A 15,412-nucleotide genomic window follows, 5' to 3' on the forward strand; every position below is an offset into this window, starting at 1 on the left:
CGACCCCGCGGTCAGTCGTACCGGCGCGCGGCCGAGGGCCGCACGGCCGCCGCGACGGCGTCCGCGAGCGGCGGGACCTCGGCCACGTCGAGGTCCGCAACGGTGATCCGGACGCCCGGCGGCGCGGCGAGCCGGAAGCGGGCCCCGGGCGCGACGGCCCATCCCGCGTGCAGCAGCCTGGCGACCGTGGTGGTCTCGTCCGGAACCGGCAGCCACACGTTCAGACCGCTGGGACCGTGGGCCGGCACGCCGCGGGCGGCGAGGGCGCCCAGCAGCGCATCCCGGCGCTCGCCGTAGGCACGCGCCGCTCGTCGCGCCTCCTCCGCGCCCCCTGCCCACAGTTGCGCCACCGCGTCCTGGAGCAGGTGGCTGACCCAGCCTGGGCCGAGGCGCTGCCGCCCCAGCACCCGATCGACGGTGACCGGGTCGCCGGTGCACGCGGCAACGCGCAGATCGGGCCCGTACGCCTTGGCGGCGGAACGGACGAACGCCCAGCAGCGGGTGTGCCCGGCCAGGGGGTGCGGGGGCACCTCCACGATGCCGTCGCCGTGGTCGTCCTCGATGAGGAGGACGTCCGGATGGGCGGCGAGAACGGCACGGAGCGCCACGGCGCGCGACGCGGAGACGGCGGCGCCCGTCGGATTCTGCGCGCGGGCGGTCACGATCAGGGCGCGCGCCCCCCGGCGCAGCGCATCCGCCGCCGGCTCCGGCAGCGGGCCCTCGTCGTCCACCGCGACGGGCGCGGTGCGCAGGCCGAGTGCGGGGATCAGGTCGAGCAGCGCACCCCAGCCCGGGTCCTCGACGGCCACGGTGTCGCCGGGGCGCAGGCGCGCGGCGAGGACACGTTCCACGGCGTCGAGCGCGCCCGAGGTGACGGCGATCCGGCCGGCCGGCACGCCGTCCCGCTCGAAGCGGTCGCGGGCCACCCGTTCCAGCGCGGCGTGCACCGGCGGGTCGCCGTAGAGCACGGGGGAACGCGTGGCGCGGGCGGCGGCGGACGCGAGCACGGTGCCGAGCCGCGGCAGCAGGTCCTGGGCGGGATTGCCGCGGGACAGGTCGCGGACGCCGGGCGGTACATCGACGCCGACGGCCTCGCGCGGGGTGCTGGCCGGACGGGCGCGCACGCGGCTGCCGCGGCGGCCGGCCGTTTCGATGACGCCCCGCTCGCGGAGCATCCGGTACGCCGCGGCCACGGTGTTCTGGTTCACGCCGAGCAACTCGGCCAGCTCCCGCAGCGTCGGCAGGGGCCGACCGGGGGCCAACGCGCCGCTGCCGACGCCCCGTTCGACGCTGGCCGCAATGTCGGAGGCGCCGCGACCCTCGATCCGATATTCTCCTAGCACAATCAGCATTTTGCACTAGTGTAATGCGCTGTGCAAGTCCGACCCGAGGAGCGTCCGATGTCCACCGCCCCCGACGCGGCCGACTACCCGCAGACCACCCGCACGACCGCGACCCGCGCCAGGCAACGGGTCTCCTACGACCGGGAGCTGGTGCACGCCGTCCTGGACGAGGGCTACCTGTGCCACCTCGGCTTCGTGCGCGACGGCGCGCCCGCCGTGCTGCCGACCCTGTACGCGCGCGAGGGCGAGCGGCTCTACCTGCACGGTTCCACCGCCTCCCGCCCGCTGCGGGCCGCCGGCGGACCGGAGCGTGGCCTGCCGGTGTGCCTGACGGTGACCCACGTGGACGGCCTGGTGCTGGCGCGCTCGGCGTTCCACCACTCCGTCAACTACCGCTCGGTGGTGGTGCACGGCACCGCGCGCCCCGTGACCGACACCGCGGAGAAGGCCCGCGCGCTCGACCTGCTGGTGGACCACGTGGTGCCGGGCCGGGCGGCCGACTGCCGCCCGGCCAACGCCCGGGAACTGGCCGCGACCGCCGTGCTGGTCCTCGACCTCGCCGAGGTCTCGGCCAAGGTCCGCGGCGGCGGCCCGAACGACGATCCCGAGGACGCCTCACTCCCGCACTGGTCCGGCGTCCTCCCGGTCCGCACCGTCCACGGCGCCCCCGTTCCCCATGACACCGAGCGGCTGCCCGCTCCCGGCTACCTGACGGCTTACGCCCGGGGCTGACCGGCCCTCGGCCAGGACCAGGCCCACGACCGCGCCGAGCAGCAGCGCCGTGCCCACGACGACGGCCGCGGTCAGCCGCTCGCCGAGCAGTGTCACGGCGATCAGCGTGGCCGTCACCGGCTCGATCAGCGCGATCACCGAGGCGGTGGCGGCCCGCACCACGGCGAGCCCGGCGAAGTACAGCGCGTAGGCCAGGGCGGTCGGCACGGCCGCCAGGTACCCGAGCAGCAACAGCGAGGCGGCCAGGTCCTCGCCCCGCGGAAGCACCCCGTCGGCCAGGGCGAACGGCAGCAGCAGCCCCGTTCCCACGGCCAGGGAGGAGAGGGTGGTCGTCAGCGGGTCGGCCGCCACTGCGGCCGTGCCCTGCCTGCGGCTGTGCAGGGTGATGACGGTGTAGCCCGCCGCGGCCAGCATGGCGAAGGCCAGCCCCGAGGGCCGTACCGCGCCCGCCCCGTCCGCGCCGCCGAAGGAGAGCACGGCGAGCCCCGCCAGCGCACCGGCCACCGCCACCGCCCCGCCCCTGCCGAGCCGCTCCCCCAGCAGCAGCCTGCCGCCGAGCGCTATCAGGACCGGGCCCGCGCCGAGGGTGACCACGGTGGCGACGGCCAGCCCTGTGGCGTCGACGGCCGCGAAGTAGGCGGCCTGGAACAGGGCGAACCCGGCGCCCATCACCCCGACGCTCGCGGCCCGGCGCAACGGGCGCTGCGCCGCGGGGCGCACGCGCGGGCGCGCCGCGCCCCGCCCGCGCAGCAGCGGGCGTACGGCGAGCAGCAGCACGAGGCCGCCCGCCGTACGCCAGAAGGTCAGGTCGATGGCGCCCAGCCCACTGGTGTCGAACAGCAGGGCCGCGACGGCGCCCGCGGTGCCCCAGGCGACGGCGGCCAGGGCCACGAAGGCCGCTCCACGGCCGGTCGGCAGCCCGGCCGGCAGCCCGGCCGGCACACGCGAAGATGATGAATGACGCATGAAGGTTCTCCCACACAGGACGAGGTGGCGGTCACTGATCCCGGAGGCGGGCAGGACCGGCCGCGCGCCGGGGCGCATCGCCCGGCACGTGCCTCGGTGGGGCCGCCCGCGTTACGCGGCCGGCGGCGGAAGAACAGTCCTGATCATGTCTGCCACCTTAAATGCCGAACCGCGGCACCGCACAGGCCCCGCGGGAAGCCCGTGCGCGAGCAGGCGTGCCAACCGGTCCACGGGGAACCTCTTTTGACGGGGACGCGTCCAATCCCCACAGCACTCCTCCGCCCAGCCGAATCCCCACACCGGAGGAACGAATCATGGCGTCTCATTCCCTACGTACCGCCGCGCTCGCCGCGCTCGCCGCACTCACCGTGCTCGTCGCCGGCGGCTGCGCCGGTTCGGACGACACCGACGACACCGCCGGAAGCCGCGACGCGTCCGACACCGCCGCGGAGGAGCGCTCCGCGGAACGGGACGGCGGCCCGGCGGAAGCGGACCCCGCGACCGAGGAAGCCGAACCGCTGCCCGACACCTCCGGGTCCGGTTCCGGGTCCGGGGAAGAAGAGGACAGCGACCGGGAGAACACCGCCGAGGACGGCAGCGGGCCGCCCCCGGCCGCCGCCGGCGACCCGGCGTGGTGCTCGCCCGACGCGCTGTCCGCCTCGCTGAACCCGCTCTCGCCCGGCGCCGGCAACCGCTACGCCGCGCTCGTGCTCACCAACACCTCCGACAGCGCCTGCCGCACCCAGGGCTGGCCCGGGCTCCAGCTCACGGCCCAGGACGGCGACGACATCCCGACCACGACCGTCCGCGACGACTCCGCCGCCCCGCAGGTGCTCACCGTCGAACCGGGCGGCAGCGCCTGGGCCCAGCTGCACTGGAGCGCGGTGCCCGGCGAACAGGACCCGGCCGACGGCAACTGCGGGCCCGACCCCGCGGGTCTTGCCGTGATCCCGCCGGACGAGTACAGCCCGACCAGCGCCGAGTGGGACTTCGGCTCGGTGTGCGGCGCGGGCCGGATCGAGGCGCTCCCGCTCGCCGCGGGCACCGGCCCCGCGCGGTAACGGCGGTCAGGCGGTGGGGAGCCAGTCGACGCGGCCGGCCAGCAGCGCGTAGCCGACGAACGCCACGATGTCGATCAGCGCGTGCGCCACGACCAGCGGCATGACCCGCCCCCACCGCCGGTACAGCCAGACGAAGATCACGCCCATCGCCACGTTCCCGAAGAAACCGCCGATGCCCTGGTAGAGGTGGTACGTGCCGCGCAGCACGGAGCTGGCGACCAGGGCGCCTATCGGCGACCAGCCGAGCTGCCCGAGGCGGCGCAGCAGGTAGCCGACGACGATGACCTCCTCCACCACGGAGTTCTGGATGGCGGAGAGGATCAGCACCGGCATCTTCCACCACACGTCCGGCAGCGATTCGGGGACGACGGTGAGGTTGGCCCCTGCCGCGTGGGCGCCGAGGTAGAGCAGCAGCCCGCTGCCGCCGATGCCCGCGGCCACCACGGCTCCCCAGGCCAGGTCGAAGCGGGGCCGGTGCCCGTCGAAGCCGATGCCCCGCAGCCCCGGGCCGGCGGCCTCGGCACGTTCGCGCAGCAGGAGGTGGGCGACCAGCGCGACGGGCACCAGCGCGGTGGCGATCCCGAACAGCTGCCACGCCAGGTCCAGCCACGGCCGGTCGGGGGCGCGGGAGCTGTTGAGCGTGGCGGCCTGGTCGCTCAGCCCGCCCGGGCGGGTCAGCACGCCCGAGAAGCGGATCAGTGCCCCGATCGCGCTCGCGCCGAGGGAAAGCCCGAGCACCAGCAGCACTTCGTGGCCGAGCAGGCGGCGGGAGCGCCGTCCCGCGCCGCCCGTGGCCGCCTTCGTCGCCTGCTCCGGCCCCAACGCCGCCTCCCGTCCGCGCACCGCCGCCGTGCGCCCGTGCGCGGGCCCCGGGGGCGTCAGCCCTCGTCCGGCCAGCTGTGCACGGGAGCGTCCGACCGCGCCAGTTCGCTGTACCGCCGGACGAGATCGCGCAGTGCGCTCGTCCGGTCCGCTCCATCGGCCACCGCCTGGTGGTAGACCCGAGTCTGCCAGCCCGCTCCGGTGACGCGGCGGCGGCACCTCCCCTCGATCACGGCGAGGTAGTGGTCACGGTCAGCGGCGGCGACGCCGCAGGCGTCGAGGCCGTCGGCGGCCAGCGGCAGCAGCCGCCGGCGGACCAGTTCGGCGGCGGGCCACGCCTTGGGGGCGCCCGCTCCCGGCTCCGGCCAGCTCAGTTCGGCGTCGATGCCGTGCCGACAGGCCGCGAGGAAGTTCTCCTCCGCGGTGGCGAACGGCATCCGCCGCCACACCGGCTCCGGGTCGTCCGCCAGCGCGCGCACCAGCCCGTAGTAGAACGCGGCGTTGGCCACGGTGTCGGTGACCGTGGGCCCGGTGGACAGCACGCGGTTCTCCACGCGCAGGTGCGGGACGCCGCCGGTGACCGCGTACACCGGCCGGTTCCAGCGGTACACCGTGCCGTTGTGCAGGATCAGCTCCGACAGCCGCGGCACGCCGCCGGACGCGAGCACCTCCAGCGGGTCCTCCTCGCCGCACAGCGGGAGCAGAGCGGGGAAGTAGCGGACGTTCTCCTCGAACAGGCAGCTGACCGAGTCGATCCAGCGTTCGCCGAACCAGGCCCGCGGGCGGACGCCCTGGGCCGCGTGCTCGGGCGGGCGGCTGTCGGTGGCCTGGAGGAAGAACGGGGGTCTCGACTCGTGCCACAGCTCGCGGCCGAAGACGAACGGGGCGTTCGCACCGACGGCGACCTGCGCGGCGGTCGCGGCCTGCGCGGCGTTCCAGGTGTCGGCGAATCGTTCCGGCGTGGTCTGGAGGTGGAACTGCACCGAGGTGCACGCCGATTCGGCGGCTATGGACTCGAAGGTCCCGCGCAGCCGCTCGGCGCCGGTGATGTCCAGGGTGATCGCTTCCCCGCGCGACGCCATGATCTGATCGTTCAGCAGCATGTAACGGTCGTCCGGGGAGAACGTATCGGGCGCCATCTGCTCAGCGGTGATCGTCGGCAGCACTCCGGTCATCACCAACCGCGCATCGAATTCCGCGGCCATTCGGTCGGCATAGCCCAGGGCGATGCGCAGTTCTTCGGCCAGATCGTCGAACACCCGCCCGGACAGCCGTCGGGGCGCCATATTGAGTTCGAGGGTGAATTGTCCGAGCTCCGCCTGGAAATCGCGGGTCGCCATTCGGGACAGCACTTCATCGTTGACCATTCGGGGCGAACCGTCGGAGTCGGCGAGGCACAGCTCCACCTCAAGACCGATCTGGTCACGCGGCCCCTCGAAGCGGTCCTCGCGCAGCAGCGCGCCGAGGGCGTCGAGACACGCGTGCAGCCGGGCCCTGAACCGCTGCCGTGCGGCCAGATCGAAGCGGTCGGCGACGACCTTCTCTCCCATGGGGCACCTCCTCGGTCGAGCGGTGTCATGGGCTCGATCCTGCCCAGGTGGCCGGGACGGCACGCATGTCCCGCGCGCCGCAGCCTCACCATCAGGGCATATTCCCCTGGAATAATCGCCGCTCCGGCGGTCGCCGCGGCGACCGGATTTCCCCCTTGCCGAAACCTCGCGGGTGGGCTACTTGAAACGTAGGGACAACAAGCCGCGTATAAAATCCGGCACGGCGTGTCTCCCTATCAAGAGGCGACCTACTCCGAAGCGAGAGGCGACCCATCATGCCCGTGCTTAACCCGACGGCTCCCGCTGCCGCCGAGCGCAGCATCCGTACGGCGCTTCACCCCGCAACGAGGCGGGCACCGCATCCGCTGTACCTCGACCACGGCGCCCTGGACCTGGCCCTTCCGCTGCCCGTGCACCGGCTGTCGCCGGTGACCGGGTCCGCCGCGCCGCCCGACGCCCGGCTGACCGGCTGGCGCTTCCTGCTCACGCGCGACGGCCGGGCCGTCGGCGCGGCGGAAACCGCGCGCACACCGGAGGGCTGGGCGTTCTCGCACTTCTGCGAGGGCCCGTACATCGCGTCGACGGAACGGGCCGTGCGGCTGGCCGAGTCGCTGCCCGCGCCCTACCAGCCGCGCCTGCTGTCCGTGCCGGAGCTGTACATGCTGACGCTCTGGCTGCACTCCGACCCGGCCGCGGACCCCGCCGAGGGCAGCCCTCAGCCGCAGGACCTGCTCATCCCGCTGGCCCCCGCGCCGCCCGGGATCGCCGCTGACCGGGCGGTCCGCACCGACGTGCTGCTTCCGGTGCTGAGCACCCGGCTCGCGCCCGTCGGGCTGGCGAGCTGACCGCTCACCACCCAAACGTCCGGGGCCGGGCCGCAACGGCGCGAACCGGCCCCGGCCCTCGTGCCCGGCGTTCAGTCCGCGTAGTCGGCCACCGGCGGGCAGGAGCAGACCAGATTGCGGTCCCCGAAGGCGCCGTCGATGCGCCGGACCGGCGGCCAGTACTTGCCCGCCCGCTGGTCCTGGGCCCCGGTCGGGAAAACGGCCTCCTGCCGGGTGTACGGGTGCGGCCACTCGCCGCTCAGCTGGGCCGCGGTGTGCGGGGCGTTGGCCAGCGGATTGTCGTCCTTCGGCCACTCCCCCGACCCGACGCGGTCGATCTCGGCACGAATGGCGATCATCGCCTCACAGAACCGGTCCAGCTCTGCCAGATCCTCGCTCTCCGTGGGCTCGATCATGAGAGTCCCCGGCACGGGGAACGACATGGTCGGCGCGTGGAACCCGTAGTCGATCAGCCGTTTGGCGACATCGTCGATGCTGACGCCGGTCGCCTTCGTCAGCGGCCGCACGTCGATGATGCACTCGTGCGCCACCAGCCCGCCGGGACCCGCGTACAGCACCGGGTAGTGCGGCTCCAGCCGCTTGGCGACGTAGTTGGCGGCGAGTACCGCGACCTGCGTGGCGCGGCGCAGCCCCGTCGCGCCCATCAGCCGCACGTACGCCCACGAGATCGGCAGGATGCCCGCCGAGCCCCACGGCGCCGCCGAGACCGGACCCGTGCCGCCGCCCACGGGTCCCGCGGCGGGCTGGAGCGGGTGGCCGGGCAGGTGGGGCGCGAGGTGGGAACGCACCGCGACCGGGCCGACGCCAGGACCGCCGCCGCCGTGCGGGATGCAGAACGTCTTGTGCAGGTTGAGGTGCGAGACGTCCGCACCGAACCGGCCCGGCCTGGCCAGGCCGACCAGCGCGTTGAGATTGGCACCGTCCACGTACACCTGCCCGCCCGCGTCGTGCACGGCCGCGCAGATATCCGCGATGTCCTCCTCGAACACCCCGTGCGTGGACGGGTAGGTGACCATCAGCACGGCCAGCTCGTCCGCGTGTGCGGCGATCTTGGCCCGCAGGTCATCGGCGTCCACATCGCCGTTCTCGCCGGTCGCGACCACGACGACCCGCATCCCGGCCATGACGGCGCTCGCGGCGTTGGTGCCGTGCGCGGAGGACGGTATGAGGCAGACGGTCCGGCCGGGCTGCCCGGCCGCCCGGTGGTAGGCGCGCACGGCGAGCAGGCCCGCCAGCTCGCCCTGGGAGCCGGCGTTCGGCTGGAGCGAGACGCTGTCGTAGCCCGTGACCTCGGCCAGCCGCTCCTCCAGCTCCCGGATCAGCGCGACGTAGCCCTCGGCCTGTTCGAGGGGCGCGAACGGGTGCAGCGCGGCGAACTCCGGCCAGGTGACCGGCTCCATCTCCACCGTCGCGTTCAGCTTCATGGTGCACGAGCCCAGCGGGATCATGCCCCGGTCCAGCGCGTAGTCGCGGTCGGCGAGCCGCCGCAGATAACGCAGCATCGCGGTCTCCGAACGGTACCGGTGGAAGACCGGATGCGCGAGGTAGTCGTCGCCTCGCAGCAGCTGCTCGGGCAGCGCGTCCGGCGTGCGCGCGTCCAGCGCGTCGATGCCGAACGCGTCACCCGCCACCCCGAACGCCGCCCAGACCGCGGCGAGCTGGCCGCGTCCCGTGGTCTCGTCGCACGAGACGCCGACGTGGTCGGCATCGGTCAGGCGCAGGTTCACCCCGGCCTCGCGGGCCGCCGCCACCACCTCCGCCGCCCGGCCTGGCACCTGGGCCGTGACGGTGTCGAAGAAGGAGTCGTGCACGACCGCCACGCCGCCATCGCGCAGCCCGGCCGCGAGCAGCGCGGCATACCTGTGGGTGCGGCGGGCGATGGCGGCGAGCCCGTCCGGCCCGTGGTACACCGCGTACATGCCGGCCATCACGGCCAGGAGCACCTGTGCGGTGCAGATGTTGCTCGTCGCCTTCTCGCGGCGGATGTGCTGCTCCCGCGTCTGGAGCGCGAGGCGGTGAGCCGGTGCCCCGGCCGCGTCCCGGGAGACGCCGACCAGACGCCCGGGCAGGCTGCGGGCATAGGTGTTCCGCACGGACATGAAGCCCGCGTGCGGGCCGCCGAAGCCCATCGGGACGCCGAACCGCTGGCTGGAGCCGACCGCGATGTCGGCGCCCAGCTCCCCCGGCGAGGTGAGGAGCGTCAGGGCGAGCAGGTCGGCGGCCACCGTGACGACCGCGCCGAGGCCGTGCGCCTCCTCGATCAGGCCGCGGAAGTCGCGCACGGCGCCGGAGGCCCCGGGGTACTGCACGAGAACGCCGAAGACCCCGCGCTCCGCGGCCTCGGCCGGAATGCCGTCACCGAGGTCCGCGACCAGCACGTCCACCCCCGTCGGCTCGGCGCGGGTGCGCACCACCGCGATGGTCTGCGGCAGGCAGTCGGCGTCGACGAGGAAGACCCCGCCCTTGACCTTGCCGACCCGGCGGGACAGTGCCATCGCCTCGGCGGCGGCGGTCGCCTCGTCGAGCAGGGACGCACCGGCCGTGGGCAGCCCGGTGAGGTCGGCGACGACGGTCTGGAAGTTGAGCAGGGCCTCCAGCCTGCCCTGCGAGATCTCCGGCTGGTACGGCGTGTACGCGGTGTACCAGGCCGGGTTCTCCATGACGTTCCGCAGGATGACGGGCGGGGTGAACGTGCCGTGGTAGCCGAGGCCGATCATGGAGTGCAGCACCGTGTTCCTGGCGGCGAGAGCGCGCAGCTCGGCCAGCACGCCCGCCTCGTCGCGCGCCTCGGGCAGCCGCAGCGCCTCGGTGGTGCGGATCGTCTCGGGCACCGCGGCGGCGGTCAGCTCGTCCAGGGAGCCGAAGCCGACGTGGGCCAGCATCTTGGCCTGGTCCTGCGCGTCGGGCCCGATGTGCCGGGCAGCGAAGGGAGTGCCCTGCTCAAGGGCGGACAACGGGGTGCGGCGAGCGGTCATCGGGAGGCTCCTCCTGGTCGCGGCGACCTGCGGGGGTGCCAGGCGCCGGCGCCTGGCTGCCTCCCCCTCTGTCATGTCGACCTGAGAGCTTCACCGCGTCACACACGTGACCGGCTTGCACCGTCGGTGAGGGAACCCGGGGAGCGTCGCTCCCCCGTCACCCTGCTTTCCAGAGTGGTCATCCCCGCGCGGTACAGGGGCCTGAGAGATTCCGGGGAGGAGTTGCTCCTTCGGCGCCCGGGGCCTGGTCGGCACCGGGACTCTCCCGCACGAGGTTGTCAACCGTCTTTGAGGGTACCAGCGGGGGTGGTTCCGGTGGCCCGGGTGCCACTCGACTGGCCAGTCCGCGGATTGTGCCTTTTCGTAGGTCGTGGAGACCTTCCGGGACCAGTGGTGATCAGTTGGAGGAATCGTGCAGACCGACATCGACCCGCGCAGTCTGATCGGCCTCAAGGCGTTCGACCGCGACGGCACCAAGATCGGCACTGTGGATGAGGTGTATCTCGACGACGCCACCGGGGCACCCGAATGGGCGGCCGTGCGCACCGGCCTTTTCAGCCGCGACGCGTTCGTTCCGCTGGAACCGAGCGAGCTGGTGGACGACACGCTGTGCGTCCCCTTCCCCCGCTCCCTGATCAGGGACGCCCCCGACTTCGGCGTGGGCCGCCACCTCTCCCCCCAGCAGGAGCTCCAGCTGTACCACCACTACGGCCTCGACGTCCCCCGGCTCGGCCCGGACGACACGCTGTCCGCCTGACTCCCGCCGCCCGGCGGGGCCGCCCGCTCGACCAGGGGCAGCGGCTCGCCGCCGGTCAGCTCCGGGTCATCCACCAGGAACGTGCGCACTCGGCCCGGCGGCGAATCGGGGCGCTCGAAACGGATCGTGACGCGGCCGACGCCGCTCCCCTGGACCCAGCCGGGACCGAACCGCTCGTGCGTCACATCGAGCCCGGGCAGCCAGTCGGTGGTCCGCGGGACCGGCCGCGGCGCGGGCGCACCGCCGGGCGAGGGCTCGGCGGCCGGCTGCTCCGGCGCGCGCGATGACTGGAGCGCCTGGGCGAACAGATCCTCCTGGGTGAAGTCGGCAAGACCGCTGACGCCCACACCGAGCAGCCGGACGCCCTCCGTGGTGTCCACGCCCTCCAGCAGCCGCCGGGCCGCCTCCTGGACCACCTCGGGGTCGTCCGTGGGGCCGCGCAGCGTCTCGGAACGGGTGAGCGTGGTGAAGTCGTAGCGCCTGACCTTCAGCACCACCGTCCGCCCCGAGCGGCCGGCCGCCCGCAGGCGCCGCGTGCAGCGGTCCGCCAGCCCGGCCACCTCGAACCGGATGCGGGCCCGGTCGGTGACGTCGACGTCGAAGGTGTCCTCCACGGAGACGGACTTGGTGTCCCGGTCCGCGACCACGGGCCGCTCGTCGACCCCGCGGGCCATGAGGTACAGCGAGGCGCCGTGCGCCTTGCCGAGCAGCCGCAGCAGCTCGGCCTCGCCCGCCTGCACCGTCTCGCCCACGGTCGTGATGCCCGCCCTGCGCAGCACCTCCGCGGTGGCCGGGCCGACGCCGGGCAGCGTGCGCACGGGCATGGGCGCGAGCAGCTCGCGCTCCGTGCCGGGGCGGATCAGCACAAGACCGTCCGGCTTGGCCTGCTCGGAGGCGATCTTGGCCAGCATCTTGGAGCCTGCCAGGCCCACAGAACCGGTCACGCCGGTGGCCTCGCGAATCGCGGCGCGCAGCCGCTCGCCGGTGCGCCGCGCCTCCTCCGCGGACGCGGCCGTGCCGCCCGCCGCCAGATCGACGAACGCCTCGTCCAGACTCAGCGGCTCGACCAGCGGTGACAGCTCGGCCAGCAGGCCCATCACCGTCTCGCTGATCGCCCGGTAGATCTGGAAGCGCGGCACCAGGAACGCGGCATGCGGGCACAGGCGGCGCGCCTGCGCCATGGGCATCGCCGAGTGCACGCCGAACCGCCTGGCCTCGTAGGAGGCGGTGGCGACCACGCCGCGCGGCCCGAGGCCGCCGACGATCACGGGCTTGCCGCGCAGGCTCGGCTTGGCCGCCTGCTCCACCGAGGCGTAGAAGGCGTCCATGTCGAGGTGCAGAACCGTAGGCTGGCCTCTCACACAACGATGGTGCCCCACGGGTCTGACAAGCCGGGGGGAACGTCTGCCCGGGCCCGGCTTCGGATCAGCCCGTGCGGTGCCTGCGGCGCGCCAGCTCGTCGCCCGGGTGGGCGACGGGCACGGGCTCGCCCGTGTCGAGCCGCTCGGCGCTCAGCTGGGCCAGCGCGCCCTCCACATCGCTCCACACCGCGCCGACGGCGATGCCGAAAACGCCCCGGCCGCCGCGCAGCAGCTCGGCCAGCTCCTCGGGGGAGGCACAGCGGTACACGGTGGCGCCGTCGCTCATCAGGGTCATGTCCGACAGCTCCGCAAGATCCGCGGAGCACAGCGCCTGAACGGCCGTGCGGATGCTCTGGAGGGAAACCCCGGCGTCCAGCAGCCGTTTGACGATCTTGAGGACCAGCACGTCCCGGAAACTGTAGAGACGCTGGGTGCCGGAGCCGTGGGCCGGGCGCACGCTGGGCTGCACGAGCCCGGTGCGGGCCCAGTAGTCGAGCTGCCGGTAGGTGATGCCCGCGGCCGCACAGGCGCTCGGGCCCCGGTAGCCGAGCCGGTCCGGCGCTTCGCGGTCCTGCCCGGCCGCGGAGGGTCTCAGCCCCGGTGGAGGCGGCGCGCCGGGGAGGGAGGATGTCCCGCCCACCGCTCTGCTGTCGCCGTTACCTGTCACGCCGGCCTCCGTTCCGCATGCCCCGACCGTGCCTTCGTCGCTCACCGGCTGTCACGATGAGCACGCACACAGCGCTCCTCCCAAGACATGCCCCATTGACGCTAGGCATCCACACTCAGCGCGTCAACGATCGCCACGCGCCGCTACTGGCTGCTCGTGCCGAAGTCCTCGGGGGAGATCTGGTCGAGGAACTCGCGGAACCTCTCGACCTCGTCCTCCTGCTCGTCGGGAATGATGATCCCGGCGTCGTCGAGTACGGCATCGCTGCCGTAGATCGGCGTACCGACGCGCAGCGCGAGGGCTATCGCGTCGGAAGGACGGGCGCTGACCTCTACCCCACTGGCGAACACGAGCTCGGCATAGAAGACCCCGTCGCGCAGGTCGGTGATGCGTACCGCGCTGAGCTCCTGCCCCACCGCCTCCAGCACGTTCTTGAAGAGATCGTGCGTCAGGGGCCGGGCAGGAGTCATCCCCTGCTGGGCGAACGCGATGGCGGTCGCCTCCCCCGGGCCGATCCAGATCGGGAGATAGCGGTCGCCTCCGACTTCACGGAGTAGCACGATGGGCTGGTTGTTGGGCATTTCCACCCGCACGCCCACGACGTCGAGCTGATTCACACAGCAACCCTAGGCGGTGCTCGGTGCATTTGGATAGTCGAGCACCGCCGTGCGGCGCGCGAGCGGCCACGCTCGCAGGTCAGAACGCCTGCCTGCTGGCGAAGAAAACCAGCCGGTACTTCCCGATCTGTACCTCGTCGCCGTTGTTGAGCACCGCCGAATCCAGGGGCTCCCGGTTGACGTAGGTGCCGTTGAGACTGCCGACGTCACTCACCGTGAAGCTGGCGTCGGGCTGGCGTCGGAACTCCACGTGACGGCGCGAGACCGTCACGTCGTCGAGGAAGATGTCGCTCTGCGGATGCCGGCCCGCGGTCGTCAGGTCCCCGTCGAGCAGGAACCTGCTCCCCGAATTCGGCCCGCGGCGCACGATGAGCAGGGCCGAACCAGGCGGCAGCGCCTCGACCGCCGCCTGGGCCTCGGGCGAGAGCGCCGGCGCCGGGTGCTGCCCGGTGACCTCGGCCTCGTACGCCTCAAGGCCCGAGATCGAAATGGTGGAGGTCGTCTCGGACGAGCCTTCGAGCCCCGGGCGCAGCCCATTGCCGCAGTTGGAACAGAACCTGCTGGTCGCGGCGGACCTGTGGCCGCAGCGGGAGCAGGTGACCGTCTCCCGTCCCGACCCCTGGGAGCCTATGCCGCCGGGGCCGGCGACCTCGTCCCGGAACAACGGGCGCCCCGGCTCTCCGCCGGGCGCCGTCGCTGGGTCGCCTTGTTGGCGGGCGCGGCTCCGTGCGGCGCTGTGCACGCCGCTCCGACGCCTGCCGAACAATCTAGCGAAAAAGCTCACCAGCGATCCCCTCGCGCCTAGCCCGGCCCTCGTCGGACGGGACCGGTCCATTGTCTCTCACCGGCCGTACAGGACGTCGTGACAACGTCCCCGGCCCCCGTTCAGTTTCCCTCACCGAGTGCCACGGAAGTGTGGCAGCCCCCGTGACGTCGGCTCCGTCACGGTGACGACTGAGCGTAGTCAGGCTGCTCCGCCGATCGCAAGGCGTCCACGACGACCTTCTCCTGGCGCTCCACCGACACCTCCGCCTGCTCGTTCTCCAGGGACTGCACCACGCCCCCGGGGATGTTCAGCGCCGGCTCCAGGTCCTGCGGCCGCCCGATGGCGGCGATCAGGAACGGTGCGCGCACCGGCTCGCCATCGACGAACACCCCGCCGTTCTCGTCCACGAAAGAGGTGCCCGCCGCGATCCGCACCTCGTTGATCTGGATGGCCTCGGCGCCCGCCGCGCGCAGCTCCTGCACCGCGTCGAGCAGCATATCCGCCTCGACGGCCCCGAGTGGATCGTCGATGCGCAGCGTGATGCCGGGGCCCTCGGCGGCGACGGTACCGGCGAGCACGCCGAGCTGCCGTTCGCGCTCCTCCGTCTGCCGCCTGGCCTCCTCGGCCTGGTCGGAGCTGGTCTCCAGCTCGGTGCGCTGCTCCTCCAAGCCGTTCTTCTCCTCCTCCAGCCGCGCGGTGCGGTCCTCCAGATCGCTGAGAATCCGCACCAGGTCCTCCTGCCGGGCGCCGCGCAGCGCCGTCTCCTCGCTGCCGGTGGCCCGCACCTGGATGGCGAGGCCGAGCCCGAGTACGAACAGCAGCACGGCGGCGAGCAGCTGGCTGCGCGTCGCGCGCGGCGGCCACAGCCCGGCGCGCAGGGCGCCGCGGCCGGTGGGGCGGTCCCGGCCCGGCTCGGGGGCGGGCGGCGGCGCGCTCTCCTCCTCGGTCAC

At 73.5% G+C, this 15,412-nt stretch carries 14 protein-coding genes and 2 riboswitches; of the genes, 4 read left to right on the forward strand and 10 right to left on the reverse strand.

Annotated elements, in window-relative coordinates:
• Window positions 1-11 precede the first annotated feature (11 nt).
• The gene (locus RM779_RS08450; RefSeq protein WP_311617334.1) at window positions 12-1,343 is read right to left on the reverse strand and encodes an aminotransferase class I/II-fold pyridoxal phosphate-dependent enzyme; all 1,332 of its coding nucleotides are present in this window, start codon (window positions 1,341-1,343) and stop codon (window positions 12-14) included.
• A gap of 57 nt (window positions 1,344-1,400) precedes the next feature.
• Between RM779_RS08450 and RM779_RS08455 the strand changes: the two genes are divergently transcribed.
• On the forward strand, window positions 1,401-2,075 hold the full coding sequence (locus RM779_RS08455; RefSeq protein WP_311617051.1) for a pyridoxamine 5'-phosphate oxidase family protein: 675 nt from the start codon (window positions 1,401-1,403) through the stop codon (window positions 2,073-2,075).
• Here RM779_RS08455 and RM779_RS08460 read toward each other — a convergent pair.
• A complete protein-coding gene (locus RM779_RS08460; RefSeq protein WP_394813250.1) occupies window positions 1,959-3,041 on the reverse strand; it encodes a DMT family transporter in 1,083 nt (360 codons plus the stop codon). The genes RM779_RS08455 and RM779_RS08460 overlap by 117 nt on opposite strands.
• Window positions 3,042-3,355: 314 nt before the next feature.
• On the opposite strand from RM779_RS08460, the gene RM779_RS08465 reads away from it, so the two are divergent.
• Window positions 3,356-4,102 carry a DUF4232 domain-containing protein gene (locus tag RM779_RS08465; protein ID WP_311617053.1) on the forward strand — a complete coding sequence of 249 codons (747 nt, stop codon included), beginning with the start codon at window positions 3,356-3,358 and terminating at the stop codon, window positions 4,100-4,102.
• Between the two features lie 6 nt (window positions 4,103-4,108).
• On the opposite strand, the gene RM779_RS08470 is transcribed toward RM779_RS08465, so the two are convergent.
• Both RM779_RS08470 and RM779_RS08475 read right to left on the reverse strand, forming a co-directional pair.
• On the reverse strand, window positions 4,109-4,924 hold the full coding sequence (locus RM779_RS08470) for a CPBP family intramembrane glutamic endopeptidase (RefSeq protein ID WP_311617054.1): 816 nt from the start codon (window positions 4,922-4,924) through the stop codon (window positions 4,109-4,111).
• Between the two features lie 56 nt (window positions 4,925-4,980).
• Window positions 4,981-6,474, reverse strand: coding sequence for a glutamate--cysteine ligase (locus RM779_RS08475; RefSeq protein WP_311617055.1), 1,494 nt, complete (start codon window positions 6,472-6,474; stop codon window positions 4,981-4,983).
• A 275-nt stretch (window positions 6,475-6,749) separates the two neighbouring features.
• Here RM779_RS08475 and RM779_RS08480 point away from each other — a divergent pair, with 275 nt between their 5' ends.
• The gene (locus tag RM779_RS08480; protein ID WP_311617056.1) at window positions 6,750-7,319 is read left to right on the forward strand and encodes a hypothetical protein; all 570 of its coding nucleotides are present in this window, start codon (window positions 6,750-6,752) and stop codon (window positions 7,317-7,319) included.
• Window positions 7,320-7,390: 71 nt separating this feature from the next.
• On the opposite strand, the gene gcvP is transcribed toward RM779_RS08480, so the two are convergent.
• Window positions 7,391-10,294: an aminomethyl-transferring glycine dehydrogenase gene (gcvP, locus tag RM779_RS08485; protein ID WP_311617057.1), complete on the reverse strand. Its 2,904-nt coding sequence runs from the start codon at window positions 10,292-10,294 to the stop codon at window positions 7,391-7,393.
• Between the two features lie 61 nt (window positions 10,295-10,355).
• Window positions 10,356-10,472, reverse strand: a riboswitch (glycine riboswitch).
• A gap of 1 nt (window position 10,473) precedes the next feature.
• Window positions 10,474-10,572: riboswitch (glycine riboswitch) on the reverse strand.
• 134 nt (window positions 10,573-10,706) lie between these two features.
• Between gcvP and RM779_RS08490 the strand changes: the two genes are divergently transcribed.
• Entirely contained in the window at window positions 10,707-11,051 is a 345-nt protein-coding gene (locus RM779_RS08490) for a PRC-barrel domain-containing protein (RefSeq protein ID WP_311617058.1), read from the forward strand.
• On the opposite strand, the gene RM779_RS08495 is transcribed toward RM779_RS08490, so the two are convergent.
• From RM779_RS08495 to RM779_RS08515, 5 genes are all read right to left on the reverse strand, one after another.
• Window positions 11,000-12,412 carry a DNA polymerase IV gene (locus RM779_RS08495; protein WP_311617059.1) on the reverse strand — a complete coding sequence of 471 codons (1,413 nt, stop codon included), beginning with the start codon at window positions 12,410-12,412 and terminating at the stop codon, window positions 11,000-11,002. The genes RM779_RS08490 and RM779_RS08495 overlap by 52 nt on opposite strands.
• A 64-nt stretch (window positions 12,413-12,476) precedes the next feature.
• A complete protein-coding gene (locus RM779_RS08500) occupies window positions 12,477-13,079 on the reverse strand; it encodes a MerR family transcriptional regulator (RefSeq protein ID WP_394813251.1) in 603 nt (200 codons plus the stop codon).
• Between the two features lie 143 nt (window positions 13,080-13,222).
• On the reverse strand, window positions 13,223-13,696 hold the full coding sequence (locus tag RM779_RS08505; protein WP_059008346.1) for a bifunctional nuclease family protein: 474 nt from the start codon (window positions 13,694-13,696) through the stop codon (window positions 13,223-13,225).
• A gap of 79 nt (window positions 13,697-13,775) precedes the next feature.
• The gene (locus RM779_RS08510; RefSeq protein WP_311617060.1) at window positions 13,776-14,480 is read right to left on the reverse strand and encodes an FHA domain-containing protein; all 705 of its coding nucleotides are present in this window, start codon (window positions 14,478-14,480) and stop codon (window positions 13,776-13,778) included.
• Window positions 14,481-14,638: 158 nt separating this feature from the next.
• The gene (locus RM779_RS08515) at window positions 14,639-15,412 is read right to left on the reverse strand and encodes a DUF881 domain-containing protein (protein WP_311617061.1); all 774 of its coding nucleotides are present in this window, start codon (window positions 15,410-15,412) and stop codon (window positions 14,639-14,641) included.

The organism is Streptomyces johnsoniae (genome assembly GCF_031845565.1).
Taxonomy (GTDB): Bacteria; Actinomycetota; Actinomycetes; order Streptomycetales; family Streptomycetaceae; genus Streptomyces; species Streptomyces johnsoniae.